11 protein-coding genes and 1 rRNA gene are annotated in these 18,562 nt (G+C 64.0%); 4 read left to right on the forward strand and 8 right to left on the reverse strand.

Features of this window, described 5'->3' with window-relative positions:
* Nucleotides 1-327, reverse strand: a 16S ribosomal RNA gene (locus QZV93_RS15580); the annotation flags it as partial.
* Nucleotides 328-1,039: 712 nt separating this feature from the next.
* Between QZV93_RS15580 and QZV93_RS15585 the strand changes: the two genes are divergently transcribed.
* Complete coding sequence (locus QZV93_RS15585) at nt 1,040-3,076, forward strand: M23 family metallopeptidase (protein ID WP_295559546.1); 2,037 nt, start codon at nt 1,040-1,042, stop codon at nt 3,074-3,076.
* Between the two features lie 62 nt (nt 3,077-3,138).
* On the opposite strand, the gene clpB is transcribed toward QZV93_RS15585, so the two are convergent.
* Nucleotides 3,139-5,775, reverse strand: coding sequence for an ATP-dependent chaperone ClpB (clpB, locus tag QZV93_RS15590; protein WP_295559547.1), 2,637 nt, complete (start codon nt 5,773-5,775; stop codon nt 3,139-3,141).
* 207 nt (nt 5,776-5,982) lie between these two features.
* On the opposite strand from clpB, the gene QZV93_RS15595 reads away from it, so the two are divergent.
* Nucleotides 5,983-6,741 (forward strand): MOSC domain-containing protein, encoded by a 759-nt coding sequence (locus QZV93_RS15595; protein WP_295559548.1) that lies wholly within the window; start codon nt 5,983-5,985, stop codon nt 6,739-6,741.
* Between the two features lie 58 nt (nt 6,742-6,799).
* Here QZV93_RS15595 and QZV93_RS15600 read toward each other — a convergent pair whose 3' ends face one another.
* The 5 genes from QZV93_RS15600 to QZV93_RS15620 form a co-directional block, all read right to left on the reverse strand.
* Entirely contained in the window at nt 6,800-7,645 is an 846-nt protein-coding gene (locus QZV93_RS15600; RefSeq protein ID WP_295559549.1) for a DUF4167 domain-containing protein, read from the reverse strand.
* 528 nt (nt 7,646-8,173) lie between these two features.
* Entirely contained in the window at nt 8,174-9,085 is a 912-nt protein-coding gene (prmC, locus tag QZV93_RS15605) for a peptide chain release factor N(5)-glutamine methyltransferase (protein WP_295559550.1), read from the reverse strand.
* Nucleotides 9,075-10,160: a peptide chain release factor 1 gene (prfA, locus tag QZV93_RS15610; protein WP_295559551.1), complete on the reverse strand. Its 1,086-nt coding sequence runs from the start codon at nt 10,158-10,160 to the stop codon at nt 9,075-9,077. The genes prmC and prfA overlap by 11 nt, the downstream gene beginning before the upstream one ends.
* A gap of 27 nt (nt 10,161-10,187) precedes the next feature.
* The gene (gene ptsP, locus QZV93_RS15615) at nt 10,188-12,446 is read right to left on the reverse strand and encodes a phosphoenolpyruvate--protein phosphotransferase (RefSeq protein ID WP_295559552.1); all 2,259 of its coding nucleotides are present in this window, start codon (nt 12,444-12,446) and stop codon (nt 10,188-10,190) included.
* Nucleotides 12,447-12,619: 173 nt separating this feature from the next.
* Nucleotides 12,620-13,882 carry an aspartate kinase gene (locus QZV93_RS15620; RefSeq protein WP_295559553.1) on the reverse strand — a complete coding sequence of 421 codons (1,263 nt, stop codon included), beginning with the start codon at nt 13,880-13,882 and terminating at the stop codon, nt 12,620-12,622.
* 209 nt (nt 13,883-14,091) lie between these two features.
* Here QZV93_RS15620 and ubiG point away from each other — a divergent pair, with 209 nt between their 5' ends.
* Both ubiG and QZV93_RS15630 read left to right on the forward strand, forming a co-directional pair.
* Nucleotides 14,092-14,880 (forward strand): bifunctional 2-polyprenyl-6-hydroxyphenol methylase/3-demethylubiquinol 3-O-methyltransferase UbiG, encoded by a 789-nt coding sequence (gene ubiG / locus QZV93_RS15625; protein WP_295559554.1) that lies wholly within the window; start codon nt 14,092-14,094, stop codon nt 14,878-14,880.
* A 278-nt stretch (nt 14,881-15,158) separates the two neighbouring features.
* Nucleotides 15,159-16,361: an aminotransferase class V-fold PLP-dependent enzyme gene (locus tag QZV93_RS15630; RefSeq protein ID WP_295559555.1), complete on the forward strand. Its 1,203-nt coding sequence runs from the start codon at nt 15,159-15,161 to the stop codon at nt 16,359-16,361.
* A gap of 78 nt (nt 16,362-16,439) precedes the next feature.
* Here the strand turns inward: QZV93_RS15630 and QZV93_RS15635 are convergent, their stop codons facing one another.
* On the reverse strand, nt 16,440-18,452 hold the full coding sequence (locus tag QZV93_RS15635) for a molybdopterin-dependent oxidoreductase (protein ID WP_295559556.1): 2,013 nt from the start codon (nt 18,450-18,452) through the stop codon (nt 16,440-16,442).
* Nucleotides 18,453-18,562: the final 110 nt, after the last annotated feature.

Below are 18,562 nucleotides of genomic sequence, written 5' to 3' on the forward strand. Positions count from 1 at the left end.
CACTGCTGCCTCCCGTAGGAGTCTGGGCCGTGTCTCAGTCCCAGTGTGGCTGGTCATCCTCTCAGACCAGCTACTGATCGTCGCCTTGGTGAGCCATTACCTCACCAACTAGCTAATCAGACGCGGGCTCATCTATCGGCGATAAATCTTTCCCCCGAAGGGCGTATGCGGTATTACCCCAAGTTTCCCTGAGCTATTCCGTACCGATAGGAAGATTCCCACGTGTTACTCACCCGTCTGCCACTCTGTATTGCTACAGCGTTCGACTTGCATGTGTTAGGCCTGCCGCCAGCGTTCGTTCTGAGCCAGGATCAAACTCTCAGATTGAAAAGTTCGATTCTGGTCGGCTTGGAGGGAATCTCCAAGGATACTGCGTAACGGGCACCTTCACACTAACGCGCACATGACATGAGCTGCCCCATGCCCAGCGCATTTGGTGATGGCTTGAAACGCAGTTTCGCCAGAGTCTCGTCGACCTCTCTTGTTCCGAAGAACAAAGGAGATCTCGCCAGGACTCCGCCGCCTGCGCTTCTCTTCCTTCAAATTTGACTTGTCAAAGAGCGATCCGACGACGAAACATCAGCCGATCGGTTAGACCGGCTTTTCAAGACAACGAGTTTCCTTCCGGGTGGCCCGGCTGGAAACCACATGTTATCGAGAGAGCGATGCCCGTCGAGGGCGGCGAAGCACTGCGTGCCCCGCGACAAGGACCGAATAAATACAAAACTAACGGCCCTGTCAACATCAACTTCGCTCGAACGCGAAAATCTTCGTTAAGACGTTGAAATTGAATACAATTATTTTCACCTGCTCGTCTCCCCGACACCCATCGCGGCGAGCTATCCACAGCCCGAATTCGCGGATCCGCCCTGGCGACATCCGGGCCGTAATCCTGCCGCCATCAGAGCGCCAGTTTTATGCAGGAAATCTAGACTAATACTCATCGGCGCGCCGCTTGGGACGAAGCGCGCAAATCCCGGCTTCGGACGGGACAAGGGGATATGGCCTATAACAGGCCCGGGGGAGGACCAGTTTGGTCGTGATCGATCATCGCCGCCACGCACCGATTGCGCGTTGCCGGTCCGTCGCGATTGGCCACGAGCCGCACAAGACGCCCCACCTCTATCGGGGTGCGAAGACGCGCGGCGACCGCGATATGTTTGCGACCGACCACGCCGAGCCCCAGCGCGAGGGCCGGTTTCGCTGGTTGATGAGCACCTGCTTGGCCGCTGCCGTTGGCGCCATTTCCATTCTTGTCGTCGTCTTCGGCTCCGCCGAGAAGCAGGAAGCCGAGGCCGGCTTGATGCCGGCCCTCGAACGTCTGCGCGCAAGCACCGAAGCCCCACCGCTCGAGGCCATGCTTCGCCGCGACGACGGGCTCAAATGGAACGTTCCCAAAGTCGACCGGCTCCAGGTGACGACCGGCGCTAAATCGACCCGCTATGTCATCCACGAGACGTTGCGCCAGCGCCGCGGCGGACGCGAGTACATCTACGCCAAGCCTTACGTGCGCCTCGTCGCGCGCCTCGCACCCGTACCGCCCAACACGGCCGAGAGCATCCCGCCGTTCAACCCGCTGAAGCTCTATGCCGACAACAAGCCGATCGGAGCCGAGGACGACGACGGCAACGCGGCGGCCAGCTCGACGAGAGACGTCTCCATTCAGGTCGAGGACCTTCTGAACGGCGCCTTGCCGTTGGAGGACGGCCAGAGCATCGCCGACGACGAAGCCGCAGAAATCGTCGATCGCTTCGTCGCCGCGAGCGCCGAAGCGTCCGTGCCTCCGCAGCCAGAGCTCGCGGGAGCGGAGGCAACCCCCGACGGAGATCTCGCATTGGGTGCACCCGCCGCACCCGCCGAAGAACCCGTGCCGCCCAACACCACGGTGCTGGCAAAGTCCACGGACGAGGCCGGATCCAGCGATCTCGATATCCTGAAGCCGACTGTCAAAACGGTGCGCGAAGGCCAGAAGCTATCGCAAGTTCTTGCCGAGGCCGGCGCTACGAGCTGGCAGATCCGCGAGATGATCGAGGCCATGAAGCCGGTCTTCGCTGAAAAGTCGGTCGCCCCCGGACAGGAAGTGCACATCGCGCTGCAGCCTTCGTTGACACAGAACCGCATGGAGCCGGTCCGCTTCTCGATCTTCGACGAAGGCCACGCCCATAAGGTCACCGTGACCCGCAATGCCTCGGGTGCGTTCGTCGCCAGTGCCGATCCCTTGGACGACGACGCCCTGGCCCGCCTTGCCATGAACGACAGCGGAGCGCCGCAGACCTCGAGCCTCTACGCGGCGTTCTACTACGCGTCCCAGCAGGAGAGCGTGCCAGCCGAAACCATCCAGCAGGCCCTGCGCATCCATGCGTACGAAACCGATTTCCGAAAGCGCCTGCGCTCGGGCGATACCTGCGAGATGTTCTTCGACCTGAAAGACGAGGGAGGAGCCGAAGGACCACCCGGCGAACTCCTTTTCACATCGATCACGACCGGCTCGGAAGCCCATCGCTACTACCGCTTCCGCACGCCGGACGGACAGGTGGACTACTACGATGCGCACGGCAGCACCGCGAAGAAGTTCCTCAATAGACGCCCCGTACGCGGCGACGACATCCGCCTCACATCGGGCTTCGGCCTGCGGCGCCATCCTCTCCTCGGCGAGTTCAAGATGCACACCGGCATCGACTGGGCCGCTCCCGTCGGCACGCCCATCCTGGCTGCCGGCAACGGCACCATCGAGGAAGCTGGCCGCAAGGGCTACAACGGCAACTACGTCCGCATCCGTCACGCCAACGGCTATCAAACGGCCTATAGCCACATGTCGCGTTTCGCGCCGGGCGCTGCGCCGGGCGTCAAGGTGCGCCAGGGTCAGGTCATCGGCTACATCGGCACGACCGGCCTTTCGTCTGGCCCGCACTTGCACTTCGAAATCCTGGTCAACAACCAGTTCGTCAATCCGGCCTCGATCGAGGATCAGCGAGAGCGTCAGCTCAAGGGCAAGGACATGGCGGACTTCATGAAGGAGCGCAATCGCATCGACGAGCTGATGCGCTCCACTCCCGTCCTCACCGCCAGCAAATAAAAAACCTCTCCCCGTTTCGGGGGAGAGGTTTCGCAATGCACGTTCTGCAGCCGTTGCTTATCTCAAGCCGCTGCCGCCTTCACCTGCACGCCGTTGAGCGTCAGCGCGCCGTCCTTCACGGAGACACGCACCGTGTCGCCGTCCTTGACGGTCCCGCGTAGGATCTCTTCCGCGAGGGGATCCTGCACGCTCTTCTGAATCACCCGCTTCAAGGGCCTGGCGCCGTAGATCGGATCGTAACCCTTATTGGCAAGCCAGGTCTTCGCCTGCTCATCGAGCGTGAGCGTGATCTTGCGATCTGCGATGAGCTGCTGCAGCCGTTTGATCTGGATCTCGACGATGGCCGTCATCGCCTCGCGCTTCAGGCGGTGGAACACGACGATCTCGTCGATGCGGTTGATGAACTCCGGCCGGAAATGGCGGCGCACCGCATCCATGACGAGGCCGTACGCCTCCTCCTCGCTCATCACCTTGTCCTTGTCGCCCGGCGCGCCGAAGCCGATCGGCTGGCGCGGATCGGCCAGGTACTCGGCCCCGAGATTCGAGGTCATGATGATCAGCGTGTTCTTGAAGTCGACCGTCCGGCCCTGCCCGTCCGTGAGACGCCCGTCGTCGAGCACCTGCAGCAGCACGTTGAACACGTCCGGATGCGCCTTCTCGATCTCGTCGAACAGAATCACCTGATACGGACGCCGCCGCACGGCTTCCGTCAGCGCACCGCCCTCCTCGTAGCCGACATAGCCCGGCGGCGCACCGATGAGCCGCGACACGGAGTGCTTCTCCATGTACTCGCTCATGTCGATGCGCACGAGTGCGCTCTCGTCGTCGAACAGAAACGCTGCCAGCGCCTTCGTCAGCTCGGTCTTGCCGACGCCGGTCGGTCCGAGGAACATGAACGAGCCGATCGGCCGGTTCGGATCCTGCAGCCCGGCGCGCGCGCGCCGCACGGCGGTCGACACCGCTTTCACGGCCTCCGGCTGCCCGACGACGCGCTTCTCGAGCGCCTGCTCCATTTGCAAAAGCTTGTCCCGCTCGCCTTCGAGCATCTTGTCGACCGGAATGCCCGTCCAGCGCGACACGACGCCTGCGATCTGCGCCGGCGTCACCGCCTCCTCCACCATCACGCCTTTGGCCTCGGTGCTCTCGATAGCGGCGAGCTTGCGCTCGAGCTCCGGAATGACGGCGTGCGCCAGCTCGCCGGCGCGCGCGTAGTCGCCCTTGCGCTGCGACTGAACGAGCTCCGTGCGCTTCTTGTCGAGCTCCTCTTTCACTTTCTGCGCCGAGCCGAGCTTGTCCTTCTCCGACTGCCAGCGCTCGGTCAATACGCGCGACTTCTCCTCCAAACCCGCAATGGTCTTCTCGAGCGTGACAAGCCGGTCCTTGGATGCCGCGTCCGTCTCTTTCTTCAGGGCCTCGCGCTCGATCTTCGCCTGCATGAGGTCGCGATCGATGGCATCGAGCTCTTCGGGCTTGGAATCCACCTGCATCCGCAATCGCGAAGCCGCCTCGTCGACAAGGTCGATAGCCTTGTCCGGCAGGAAGCGATCCGTGATGTAACGGTTTGAAAGCTGAGCGGCAGCCACCAGCGCCGAATCCGTGATGCGGACACCGTGATGCAGCTCGTACTTTTCTTTCAATCCGCGCAGGATTGAGATCGTGTCCTCCACGGAAGGCTGATCGATGAACACCGGCTGGAAGCGCCGCGCGAGCGCCGCATCCTTTTCGATATGCTTTTTGTACTCGTCGAGCGTGGTCGCGCCGACGCAATGCAGCTCACCGCGCGCAAGCGCCGGCTTCAGCAGGTTGCCGGCATCCATTGCGCCCTCGGCCTTACCGGCGCCGACGATGGTGTGCAGCTCGTCGATGAAGAGGATGATCCGCCCTTCCTCGGCCGTGACCTCGTTGAGCACGCTCTTCAGCCGCTCCTCGAATTCGCCACGGAACTTCGCGCCCGCGATCAGCGAGCCCATATCGAGCGAAAGGAGTTTCTTTTCCTTGAGGCTTTCCGGCACGTCGCCTTGTACGATGCGCTGCGCCAAGCCCTCGGCAATCGCCGTCTTGCCGACGCCGGGCTCGCCGATCAGCACGGGATTGTTCTTGGTGCGGCGCGACAGCACCTGGATGGTGCGGCGGATCTCCTCGTCGCGGCCGATCACCGGGTCGAGTTTACCGTTGGCCGCAGCCTCCGTGAAGTCGCGCGTATAACGCTTCAGCGCCTCGAAGCTCTGCTCAGCCGACGCGCTGTCCGCAGTCCTGCCTTTGCGAATCTCATTGATGACCGCGTTGAGCCGCTCCGCCGTCACATTGGCCTCGGAAAGGATCTTTCCAGCCTCGGAGCCCTTCTCGAGCGCGAGCGCAAGCAGCAGCCGCTCGGCGGTGACGTACTTGTCGCCCGCCTTCTCCGCAATCTTTTCGGCGTTGTCGAAAACGCGCGCCAGTTCCGGCGAAAGGTAAAGCTGCCCGGCTCCGCCGCCACTCACTTTGGGCCGCCGCTGAAGCGCCCGCTCGACGGCTGCCAGCGCCGCCTTGGCGTCGCCGCCCGCACGCACGATCAGTCCGCTTGCGGCGCCCTCCTGATCCTCGAGTAGCACCTTGAGCAGATGCTCGGGCGTGAACTGCTGATGTCCCTCCCGGAGCGCAAGGCTTTGAGCGGACTGCACGAAACCTTTTGCGCGATCCGTGTATTTTTCAAAATCCATATGGTACCTCCTCAGCGCGCTTCGCCGCCCTCTCAGGCACGGAATTCGAAACGCCGTCGCGAATGGATCGTCTTGCGGGCGCAACCGGGCCCGTTAAGGCACCCGGACAACGACCGACTGAACGAGATATAGGACGGCCTAGCACCGTATAAAGGGGCCGGACTTGCGCGGTATCAAAAAGCCGGTCCCGTCCGCTGGGGAGCAAGAATGTCCGCCGTAGTTACAGGAATCTTTCGCTATCCCGTCAAAGGCCTGTCGCCGGACGCGCTGCAGCGTGTCCCGCTCACCGCGGGCCAGGCGCTCCCCTACGATCGCGCCTGGGCGATCGAAAACGGCCCCGGCCGCTTTGATGCGGACAACCCCAGCCCGGTGCCCGACATCAGCTTCCTGATCTTGATGCGCGACGAGCGGCTGGCCACCCTCGAATCGCGTTTCGACGATACCTCCCAGCAGCTCGCTCTCTTCCGGAGCGGCCGCCAAGTGGCAAGCGGACAACTTACGACGCCGTCTGGCCGCCAGATCATCGAGCAGTTCATCGCCGCCTACATGGCGAGCACCCTCCGCGGGCGTCCCAAGATCGTCGGCGGACCCGGTCATTACATTGCCGAGGGAGGCATTCCCTGCGTGCACATCATCAATCTCGCAACGCTGCGCGAGGTCGAGCGCGTGACCGGGCGCACCATCGATCCGATCCGCTTCCGCCCCAACATCGTCATCGACGGCCCTGCGCCGTGGAGTGAGCTGACCTGGATCGACAAGGACATCTCCGTCGGCCCGGTGCGGCTCAAGGTCGTCGAGCGTACGAGCCGCTGCGCCGCGACCAACGTCGACCCGAAGACCGGCGCCCGCGACATGGACATCCCCGCCGCGCTCCGTCGCGAATTCGGTCACGTGGACTTCGGCGTCTACGCCACCGTCGAAACCGGCGGCTCGCTTGCCGTGGGAGATCCCACTGCCGTCGTATGAAAAAGGCCGCGGATCTCTCCGCGGCCTTTCTTGAATCGGTACTGCGCTGGCAAAGGTCTCAGTCACCGCCCTCGACAGCCGGCGTCGGAGCTGGAGCCGCCTCGTCGTCCGAGGCGGCAGCCTCACGCCGCGGGCGCCGCACCGGGCGCCGCAGAAACTCCGGCTGCTCGTGATGTGGTACCGCCGGGCGCTCACGCCGCGGAGCCTGGCCGGCCTCGACCCCCACGTCAGGCTGCGGCGAGCGATCCTGACGATCGGCCCGCTCGATGCGCTCGGGCCGCTCGTGACGCTCCGGCCGGTCGCTGCGCTGGAAACGATCACCACGATCTCCGCGATCCCGATCGCCCCTGTCGTGACGGTCGTTGTAGCCACGATCGCCACGGTCACCGCGATCACCACGGTCGCGATTGTGGAACGGGCGGTTGCCGCCCTCGAAGCGCTGGCCGCCCTCATAAGACCGCGGCTGCTGATCGTTGCGAACCGGTTGCGAATAAGGCTGCGGCTGGCTATCGGCGTTGAACTCGCCGTCGTCCTCGCTGAAATCGTCGCCCATCGGCACAGGCTCACCAAACCCGCCCTGACGCGGACGGCCGGCGCCGTTCTGCAGATCGCCACCACCCTGCGCAATCTGCTGCTCGCGGAAGGCCATGATGATGCGATTGTAGTGCTCGGCGTGCTGAAGGTAATTCTCGGCCAGAACCGGATCGCCTGACGACTGCGCGTCGCGCGCAAGCGCAATGTACTTCTCGGCGATATGGGCTGGCGTACCCCGCAGCTTGACGTCCGGGCCCGTGCTCTCGAAGCTCCGCGTCAGCGGGTTCTGGCCCTTGCGGTTCTGATTGTTGTTATTGTTATTGTTGTTGTTGCGGCCGCGTCCTCTGCGGTTCTGCTGTCCCTGCCTCATGGGCTCCATTCTCGACAAGTTGCGGAAATCATCTGCTGCCGTGCACATGCTTGGCAGCACGTAAATTCAAAATCCCTCGTGGTCCTTCAGCCCCGCCCTGCGGGGCCATGGCCGCGTCGGCTCCATCGATCCGAAACGAAAGTCATCGGCCTCACCTGAGACCCAGACCAGTTTCCCGGTACACCCCCCAAAACACACTGCACGTAGCCACTCTTGCCTGGGCGGCCATGCAGCGATCAGGCTATGCGGACCCCCGCGCCCGCCATCCCAGATCCATCTCTCTTTTCGTGCTCAACAAGCAGCCATGTCCGAAAGGGAGGAGTGTGAGTGCGATCGGCGCTCTAGATTGCTGTCGGGCGCCTGGGGCGCATCTGACGGCACTGTCTGCCTGTCTCGCACTTCATCATGCACGAAATGATGACAGCCGGGTTATATCAGAGGCCGCTGCCAAAAACGATTGCGCATGAGGTTAAACTTTCTGACTCCTACATTAGACCCGGCGCGCGCCAAATCCAAGCTTTTTTAGCGTCATGGACCAAACTGTGTCTTAGCTGCAACACAACGCGTGTGGTGCCCCAAATCCGTCCAGAGCCTGATTTCCGAGACGGCACCGCCCGCGGCTGAGCGAAGAATCGCCGCCACATCCTCCGCCTGTCCCGCGCCGACTTCGACCAGGATCCAACCCGAGGACATGACCGAACGAAGCCCTTCGGCGAGCGCGCGATAGAGATCGAGACCGTCCGCACCGCCGTCGAGCGCGCTCCAGGGATCGAACACGCGCACTTCGGGATCGAGCGTCGCAATGTCGCTCGTCGGAATGTAGGGTGGATTTGAAACCACAAGGTCGAAAGGTCCCTCCAATCCTTGCAGGAGATCTCGCTTGAGAAACGTCGCCCGTGCGGCGACGGCGAGCCGCTCCGCATTGTCGAGGGCCGCGGCGAGCGCGCCGTCGCTGATGTCGGTGCCGACGCCGGTGGCCCGTGGCAGCTCCGCCAGAAGCGTCACGAGAAGGGCTCCGGAGCCCGTGCCGATGTCGAGGATGCGGATGGGTTTCTCGCGCCAGCCTTCTGCGCCGACAAGCTCCAGCGCTGCTTCCACCACCGTCTCCGTGCAGGGCCTCGGATCGAGCGTCGCCGGCGTAATACGGAACGAGCGGCCATAGAATCCGCGCTCCCCGACGATACGCGACACCGGCTCGCGACCCGCACGCCGGTGCGCAAATTCGGCGAGCCTCCTGGCGTCCGGCGCCTGCAGAGGCCGCTCGGGATTTCGCACCAGCTCTGTGCCATCGATCCCGAGGGCCGTCAGCAGCAGGATCCGCGCATCCCGGGCCGCGCCTTCGACACCGGCTGCATCGAGCACCCGGGTCACCCGGACCAGGGCCTCCCGCGCCGCGAGCCCGCCCAACTGCAACGCATCGGCGCCCGTGTCACGCTCCATGGCTTTCCATAGCCGCCAGCTCCTCGGCCTGATGCTCGGCGATAAGCTGATCGATGATCTCGTCGAGACCGATGCCTTCCATGATGCGGTCGATATTGTGCAGCGTCAGATTGATGCGGTGATCCGTGACGCGCCCCTGCGGAAAGTTGTAGGTCCGGATGCGCTGCGAGCGGTCGCCCGATCCCACTTGGCTCTTGCGCGCCTGACTGCGCTGGCTGTCGGCACGCTCCCGCTCGAGCTCGAACAGCCGCGAACGCAGCACCTGCATGGCCAGCCTGCGGTTCTGATGCTGGCTCTTCTCGGCCGAGACGACGATAATCCCGGTCGGGATGTGCGTGATGCGCACGGCGCTGTCCGTTTTGTTCACGTGCTGGCCGCCCGCGCCGCCGGCCCGCATGGTGTCGATGCGGATGTCCTGGTCCCGGATCTCGATATCGATGTCCTCGGCTTCGGGCAGCACGGCCACTGTTGCGGCCGACGTATGGATGCGCCCGCCGCTCTCGGTCGCCGGAATGCGCTGCACGCGGTGCACGCCGCTCTCGAACTTGAGCCGCGCGAACACGCCGCGCCCCGTGATCGACGCCACGACTTCCTTGTAGCCCCCGAGGTCGTTCTCCGACATCGAGATGATCTCCGTCGTCCAACCCCTGCCGTCTGCGTAGCGCTGGTACATGCGAAAGAGATCGGCCGCAAAAAGGGCCGCCTCGTCGCCGCCGGTCCCGGCGCGCACTTCGAGAATGGCGCTCTTCTCGTCGGCTGCATCCTTGGGCAAAAGCAGCACCCTGAGACGCTGTTCGATCTCCTCGATGCGCGGCCCGAGCAGCGAGAGCTCCTCGCGTGCCATCTCGATCATCGCCTTGTCTTGCGCCGCATCGCCGACCAGCGCTTCGAGGTCGCCCTGCTCCTTTTCCGCTGCTTCGAGCTCCCGTACCGTGGCGATCAGCGGCTGCAGTTCCGAGAATTCGCGCGTGAGCTTCACATAGGCTGCCTGCGCCACGCCCTGGTTGAGCTCGGCCTGGATGGTCTCATAGCGCTCGTTGATGCGCGCGAGCTTTTCTTTCGGAATGACGCTCATGGGATCCGGATAAGGAATTTTCTAGGGTTATAGCTCGACGCCGCGGTCGGCGGCAAAGCCCTCGAGGTCGGCCCGGAGGCTGCCGCTACCCCGGGCGAGGAGGTCGTCGAGCAGCTTGGTGATCGCCCCCGCGTCGAGCGCGCGGATCATGGTCTTCACGGGCCCGATCGACGCCGGCGCCATCGAAAGCGTCCGGAACCCGAGACCGATCAGCGCCATGGCCTCGATGGGCCGCCCCGCCATTTCTCCACAAAGCGTCAGCGGCGTCCCGTGACGGCGGCAGGCCTTGGCGAGCTGCCTCAGCGCTCTCAAGGAAGCCACCGAAAGGGAATCGAACCGGTTGACCACCCGTGAGTTCGAGCGATCGGCCGCAAACAGGAATTGGATGAGGTCGTTGCTTCCGACCGACACGAAATCGACGCGCGGCAGAAGCTCGTCGAGCTCGAACAACACGCTCGGCACCTCGATCATGGCCCCGATCAGGAGCTTGCTCGGCAGCTTGGCACCGCGCTTCGAGACGAGGTCGCACTCTTTGTCGATCAGAACCTTGATCTCGTCCATCTCGGTTGCAACCGAGACCATCGGGATCATGACGCGCAGCTCCCGGCCCGCTCCGGCCCGCAGCATGGCGCGGATCTGCATGCGAAACAGCGCCGGCCTGTCGAGCGACATGCGGATCGCCCGCCAGCCGATGGCCGGGTTTTCCTCCGGCACATGCGGCAGATAGGGAAGAACCTTGTCACCGCCGATATCGAGCGAGCGAAACACCACCGGCTTGCCGCCCGCCTCGTCCAGAACCGCTTCGTAGGCCTGCGTCTGCCGGTCGACACGCGGCAGGCTGTGCGACAGCATGAACATCAGCTCTGTGCGAAACAAGCCGATGCCGTCGCTGCCCGACTCTTTGACATGCGGCATGTCCGCGAGCAGGCCGGCGTTGATCTGCAGCGTGATGCGCTCACCATCCGTCGTGATCGCCGGCAGGTCGCGCAAGGCCTCGTACTGTTTCTGCCGTCTGGCGCGAAACCTCACCTTGTCCGTATAGGCGGACACCACCTCGGTGGAGGGGCGCACGTGCACCTCGCCGATCACGCCGTCGACGATGATGGCATCTCCCGCCGTCACACGCTCGACAATGCCTTCCGCTTGCCCAACGGCCGGAATCCCCAGCGCCTTGGCGACGATCGCCACATGACTCTGCCCGCTGCCGTCCTCGATCACGAGACCACGCAGCTTCGTGCGATCGTAGTCGATCAGCTCCGCCGGCCCCATCGTGCGCGCGACGAGAATGGTGTCGGAAGGCATTTCGTCCTGGCTGAGAATACCGACCGAGACCCCGGCCAGAATCCTGAGCAGCCGATCCGAGAGATCGTCCAGATCCCGCTGGCGCTCACGCCAAAAAGGGTCGGGTTTTTTCAGCATGCGTGCCCGCGTGCCGTTCTTGACGCGCTCGACCGCAGCATCTGCCGTGAGACCGCTCTGCACCGCTTCGCGCAGCCGGCGTTCCCAGCCGCGATCATGCGCGAACATCCTGTACGCCTCGAGCACGTCGCGGTGGTCGCCCGCCCCCGACAGAAGCTCGTGGCTCAGCATGTCGTCGAGCGAGGCCTTGAGCTCCAGCAGCGCATCCTCGAGCCGCCTCAATTCGTAAGCCGGATCGTCCGACATGAGCTTGGTCACGACGATGCGCGGCTCGTGCAGCACCACGTGGCCGAGCGCGATGCCGTCGGAGATCGGCTCGCCCGTGATCACGCGCGACAGCGCCCGCGACAGCTCGATCGCCGATCCCACCCCCGAGACCGCGCCCGAGACGAGATGCTCGGCCACGACCATCGCCGTCGCCTGCATCACCTCCACGTCCTCGTCCGAGTACTCCTTGACGGTGCGGTTCTGCACCACGAGCACGCCGAGCACCTGTCCGCTGCGCTGGATCGGCACCGCGAGCAGCGAATGGTAGATCTCCTCGCCCGTCTCCGGCCGATAGGAGAAGGCAGGATGCTTCGCGGCATCCGGCTCGTTGATGGGCAGGCCCAGCTCCGCGCAGCGCCCGACCAGGCCTTCGCCCTTTTTGAGCATGGTGGCGTGGACGGCGGTCGGATTCAGGCCCTCGCTCGCGAACAGCTCGAGCGACCCATCCTGGCGACGGAGGTAGATCGAGCACACGTCGGCCACCATGACGCCCGCGATCTGGCGCACGATGCGGTCCAGACGCTCCTGCCCGTCCGCAGGCTCGGCCATGATGTCGCGCAGCCGCCGCATGATGACACGCAGCGCCGGCTCGGATGGCATCACACGGGGCTCGTCGCCGCGTCTCGAGTGCATAGGCAATTGGCCGTAAAAATGGGTCCCAACACCTCTCCGGAAGAGAGGAGATCATGGGCCGTTATACGTCAAATCGAGCGTGAATGCGGAAATGCTACCGGAAATCCGGTAGCACGATCTTAACAATCCTCCCGCGGTGGTCAGGCGGCGTCGAGACCGTACACGGTATGTAGGGTCCGAACCGCAAGCTCGGCGTAAGCCGCGTCGATCAACACGCTGATCTTGATCTCGGATGTCGAGATGGCCAGGATATTGATCCCTTTCTCAGACAATGCCTTGAACATTTGCGCTGCAACACCCGCGTGACTGCGCATGCCGATGCCGATGACGGACACCTTGGCCACGTCCGCCGAGCTTTGCACGTCGAAATTGCCGATGTCGGCACGCGCCGCCTTGAGCACCTCGAGCGCCCTCGGAAGCTCCGCAGCCTGAACAGTGAAGGTCATGTCTGTATGATGGCCGTCCGCGGCGACGTTCTGCACGATCATATCGACGTTGATCGACGCCTCGGCCAGCGGTCCGAAAATGCGCGCCGCGATGCCCGGCTTGTCCTCGAGATGGAGCATGGTGATTTTCGCCTCATCCCGCGCGTAAGCAATGCCGCTGACGACTTGGCTTTCCATGATCTCATCCTCGCCACAAACGATGGTTCCGATATTCTCGAGATTGCCCGCCCTGACCGGCTGCATGTCCTCGGGCTTGACGAAGCTCGACAGCACCCGAGTCTTCACCTGGTAAACCATGGCGAGCTCGACTGAGCGCGTCTGCAGCACCTTGGAGCCCGAGGACGCCATCTCGAGCATTTCCTCGTAGCTGACCTTCGGCAGCCGCCGCGCTTTGGGCACGATGCGCGGGTCCGTCGTGTAGACGCCATCCACGTCCGTATAGATGTCGCAGACGTCCGCCTTGAGCGCGACGGCGACAGCCACCGCGCTCGTATCGGACCCTCCGCGACCCAGCGTAGCGATCCGCTTCGCCCTGGGTTCGATGCCTTGGAATCCGGTGATGACCGCCACCTCGCCCTGATCGAGCGAGCGGCGGAGGTCGTCGCCGGCAATGCCCGTGATGCGGGCCGAGCCATGTGCCGCGCTGGCATCGATCGGAATCTGCCAGCCCTGCCACGAGCGGGCCTTGAGGCCCATCGACTGCAACACGATGGCGGTGAGACCCGCCGTCACCTGCTCGCCCGACGCCACGACCGCGTCATACTCACGCTTGTCGGCGAGAGGCGAGGCCTCGTTGACCCAGGCCACGAGCTGGTTGGTCGCACCCGCCATGGCCGAGACCACGACGGCCACCTTGTTGCCGGCATCCACCTCGCGTTTCACGTGACGCGCGACATTCTTGATGCGCTCGACGTTGGCAACCGAAGTGCCCCCGAATTTCATCACGACAACGGCCATGGCTTAAACTGCCTTCGATCCCGGTTTTGGGAAGCCCGGATTTTAAGGAAAGTACGAAGGGCGCTTCCGCGGCAAACGCGCCGTTTGAAGCCGGCCGCGTCCACCGGATAACGCCCTCTTTTCGGGCGTTCTCTTACCGGGAACCCCGGGCCGCCGCAACCCATGGCTCCAACATTGACAATCCGGTCGGCCCTGTCACGTTCAGGCCCATGAGCCAACCCGCCTCGAAGCCTCTCGACAGCCCCCCGACCGACCGGCCGCAAGCCGCTGCCGGCAACATCGATCCGGCCGAAGTCGAGCGTTTCCAGGCCCTCGCCAAAGCCTGGTGGGACCCGACCGGCAAGTTCCGCCCCTTGCATCAGATCGGCCCCGCCCGCCTCACCTTCGTTCGCGACGAGCTGGCCCGCCATTTTGGCCGAGAGGCAGGCGGCCTCCGCCCGCTCAAGGATTTGACCGTGCTCGATGTCGGCTGCGGAGGCGGCCTCATGTCGGAGCCGCTCTGCCGCCTCGGGGCCCGTGTCACCGGCATCGATCCCGGCGAAAAGAACATCGCCATCGCGCGCGGACATGCCGAGCCTCAGGGCCTTGCCATCGACTATCGCGCAGCGACCGTCGAGGAACGGGTCGCGGCCGGCGACCAATATGATGCGGTGGTCTGTCTCGAGGTGGTCGAGCACGTCCCCGACGTCGCCCTCTTCGTCAAGGCCTGCGCCGACCTCGTCCGTCCCGGCGGCATGCTGATCCTCTCCACCATCAACCGTACGGTGAAGTCCTACGCTCTCGCCATCGTCGGTGCCGAGTACATCCTGCAGTGGCTGCCGCGCGGAACGCACCAATGGGAGCGCTTCGTCACCCCCGACGAGCTTGCGCGCCATGTCACGGCGGCCGGCCTCTCGCCGCCACGGTTCATGGGTTTCGTCTACAGCCCCTTCCGCGACGCGTGGAGCCTCGCACCCGACACCGACGTCAACTACCTGGCCTCCGCCGCCAAGCCTTGAACCGGCGCCCGCAAGCTCGCCTGCAATATTTTGCTAATCGGGCGGCGCATCCTGCAAAACGCGTCCGCGTCATACGGTCCCGCGCCCTAAAATCGAGAAAAAACGAGCCCTTTCGGGCATCGAAAGGGGTTATCGCGCTTGACGAATTTCGACTTTCGCTCCTATAGCTGCCGCTGCTCGCGCGAACCAAAAAAATCGATAGGGCCCTCCACCTCGGAGACATTTCTCTCCGAGGCGCGCGGTCGCTACGCAGCGAGCGGACACAAGGGGTACGATTGATGTCGAACGAGCCACGCCGCCCTGGCCGGCACTTCCTACAGATCCCAGGACCCACGCCGATCCCCGAGCGCGTCATCGCCGCCATGGCCCGGCAGGTCCTCGATCACCGCGGCCCCGATTTCCAGAAGCTCGGCAAGCGCGTCCTGGCTGGCGTCAGAGACCTGTTCAAGACCCAGAGCCACGTCATCATCTACCCCGCGTCCGGCACCGGTGCGTGGGAAGCGGCCCTCACCAACACGCTCTCTCCCGGCGACCGCGTCCTCATGGTCGAAACCGGCCAGTTCGCCGTGCTCTGGAAGCAGATGGTCGACCGTTTGGGTCTTCGCGCCGAGGTGATCCAGACCGACTGGCGCATCGCCGCCGACGCGAACGAGATCGAAGACCACCTGAGAAAAGACAAGGCGAAGGCGATCAAGGCCGTCTGCGTCGTGCACAACGAGACCTCGACCGGCTGCTGCACCCGCCTCGATGAGGTGCGCCGCGCCATCGATGCCGCCAAACATCCTGCGCTTTTCATGACGGACTCGATCTCGGGCCTCGCGGCTGCCGATCTGCGCCACGACGAGTGGGGCATCGACGTCACCGTGGCAGGCTCGCAGAAGGGCCTCATGATGCCGCCCGGCCTGTCGTTCACCGCCATCTCGGAGAAGGCCATCGCCGCCTCGAAGGAGGCCAAGCTCGCCCGCTCCTACTTCGCGTGGGACGACATGCTGACCTTCAACGCCGATGGCTGGTTCCCCTACACGCCGGCCACGGGACTGCTTTACGGCCTCGACGAGTCGATCCGCCTCATCAAGGAGGAAGGCTTCGACAACCTGCTCGCCCGCCACGAGCGCCTTGGCGGCGCGGTGCGCACGGCCGTGCGGGCATGGGGCCTGGAGGTCAACTGCCGCGAAGCGAAATACGACAGCCCGGCCGTCACCACGGTGCTCATGCCCGAAGGCCACAACGCCGACGCGTTCCGCAAGCTCGTGCTCGAGACGTTCAACATGTCCCTCGGCACCGGCCTGAACAAGCTTGCCGGCAAGGCGTTCCGCATCGCGCATCTGGGCGACACTAACGAGCTCACGGTGCTCGGCGCGCTGACCGGCGTCGAGATGGGCCTCGAGCTTGCCGGCGTGCCGCATCGCAAGGGCGGCGTGCAGGCGGCCATGACCTTCCTCGCAGAGTGCGCCAAGCCCGTTGCCGCCAAGGCCGCGTGACCTCCAGCCGCCACGCCGGCGATCTGCGCGTCGAAGAAACTGCAGCGCTCCGGACCCCAGTCCGGAGCGTTTCTCAATCTAGGCGGCGACGACGGAAACATTGATGCTGTGAACGGCGCAGCTTTCTGCGAGGTCCGACTTCTGGCCCGGATTGAGCGCGTTGACATTGCCTTCGCCCCGGGTGGACCATCGCCCTTTGTGAGCCAGGATAACCCCCATCGGGACATCGGCCGAAATCGCGACTCTGAGTGTGATCTCACCTATCGCGGTCGCGAGCCGAATGCGATGACCACTCTTGATGCCTCGCGCCTCCGCCTCCCCAGGATTGATGAAAGCTTGGTCGTCACCGAGCTGCTTGAGAATCTTTGGATCGTTGCCATAGCTCGAGTTCATCAGCCATTCCGACGCTGGCGACAGCAGACGCAGATGCCCGCCGAGAGGGCGCGCCTCGGCGCTCGGAAAGGGCGCGCGCGGCAGCCCGGATTTGACGAACGCTTCGCCTGCCAGCTCGATCTTGCCGGAAGGCGTCTTATAGTCGTGCAACTCGAACTGCACTGAAGGGCGAGAGGGATGGAATACCGTCCCCACGTCCGCCAGCGCCTCGAACGTGAGGCCCGGTTTGGCTTGCTCGAGCAGCGTCTGGATAAGGCTCTCATCGGTCTCGAACAGCTCCGGATCCGTCAATCTCATCGCGGCGGCGAGACGTCGAAAAATTTCCTGATTGGGCAGGGCCTCGCCGAGCGGCGGCACCGCTTTCACCTGAGCTGAGATGGAGGAATTGAAGTAGGACATCACGACGTCATCGAACTCGAGAAAGCTTGCCGCCGGCAGGACGTAGTCGGCGTAGTTGGCCGTCTCCGTCTGGAAGAGATCGACAGTTACCTGGAACAGGTCTTCGCGTTCGAGGGCGCTGCGCAGTCGCTTCTGCTCCGGGCTCGACGCGGCGATGTTGTTGTTCCAGGTCAGCAGGGCTTTCGTCGCAGCGCTTTCCAGATGGCTGGCGAGATCCATGTGACTGATGGATGGCGAGGGCTCAGAATTGAGGTGTTGAGCCGCGAGGAAGCCCGCATCGACGCTGCGCGCATCCCAGCCGTTGAGATACAGGAACCCTGCGCCGTACTTGCCGATATTGCCCGTGGCTGCTGGCAATAGAGCGACCGCGCGCATGGCGTTGCCGCCGAACGTCTGGCGCTGAAAACCTTGCCCCATCCATAGCAGCGATGGCCCTGCCGAATAGGCAAGCGCGGCCTCTTCGATGAGATGCGCAGGCACTCCGGTCTGACTCTCGCCCCACGCAGGCGTGCATGCCTCCAGTTGGCTGTCGACTTCCATCCAACCGATCGCATGGGCCGCCAGGAACTCCTCGTCGATGCGCCCGGCCGCGCGGATCACGTGCAGCATCGCGAACGCCAGTGCGCCATCCGTGCCGGGGTAAAGCTGCAGGTGCATGTCTGCGGCAGCCGCCGTTTCATGCCGAATGGGATCGACGACAATTTTCGGGATGCGTGCCTTGCCGAACCAATGTTTATGCACGTGAGGTGCAGAAGCCGAGGGATTGGCGCCCCAAACTAGCAGGGACTTGGCGCCGTCGATGGTGCGCGGATCGAAGCCGCGCGTCGATTCCCCATAGACGAGCTGCAGCGCGACGTGGCCGGCCTTATTGCATACGGTGTCCGGATCAACCTCTGTCGCACCGATCCGATTGAAGAAACGCAACGGAAAGACGCCGGCGATGAGCGAGCATGTGCCGGTGTAATGGGTCTGGAGCACCGCCTTGCCGCCGTGCTGCGCCCGGATACCATTGAGCCGGCTCGCAATGTCGGAGAGCGCCTCGCTCCAGCTCACGCGCTCGAACTGGCCGGCGCCTTTTACACCACGCCGTTTCAGAGGCCACGTCAACCGAACGTCGGGATCGCGCCAGACTCCATTGTACGCGATCGAGCACTTGCCACACAGGGCACCCAGGGCAACGCTGTGCTCGGGATCGCCGACGACACGAATAGGACCGTCGGCAGTCTTCTTCACGAGCATGCCGCACGCGTCGTAGCAGTCACGTGGGCACGTCGTTCGCAGGGTCGAGGCTTCCATCATGCCACTTCCAGGATTGGCAAAGCACGTGAGCTCAGGAAGGCTCAAGCCTCTCTCAAAATCCGCCGTTTGCGAAGCCCAATTTGAGGGCACCACGGCACTTGCGCAGGTCA

Source organism: uncultured Hyphomicrobium sp., from assembly GCF_902826555.1.
GTDB lineage: Bacteria > Pseudomonadota > Alphaproteobacteria > Rhizobiales > Hyphomicrobiaceae > Hyphomicrobium_C.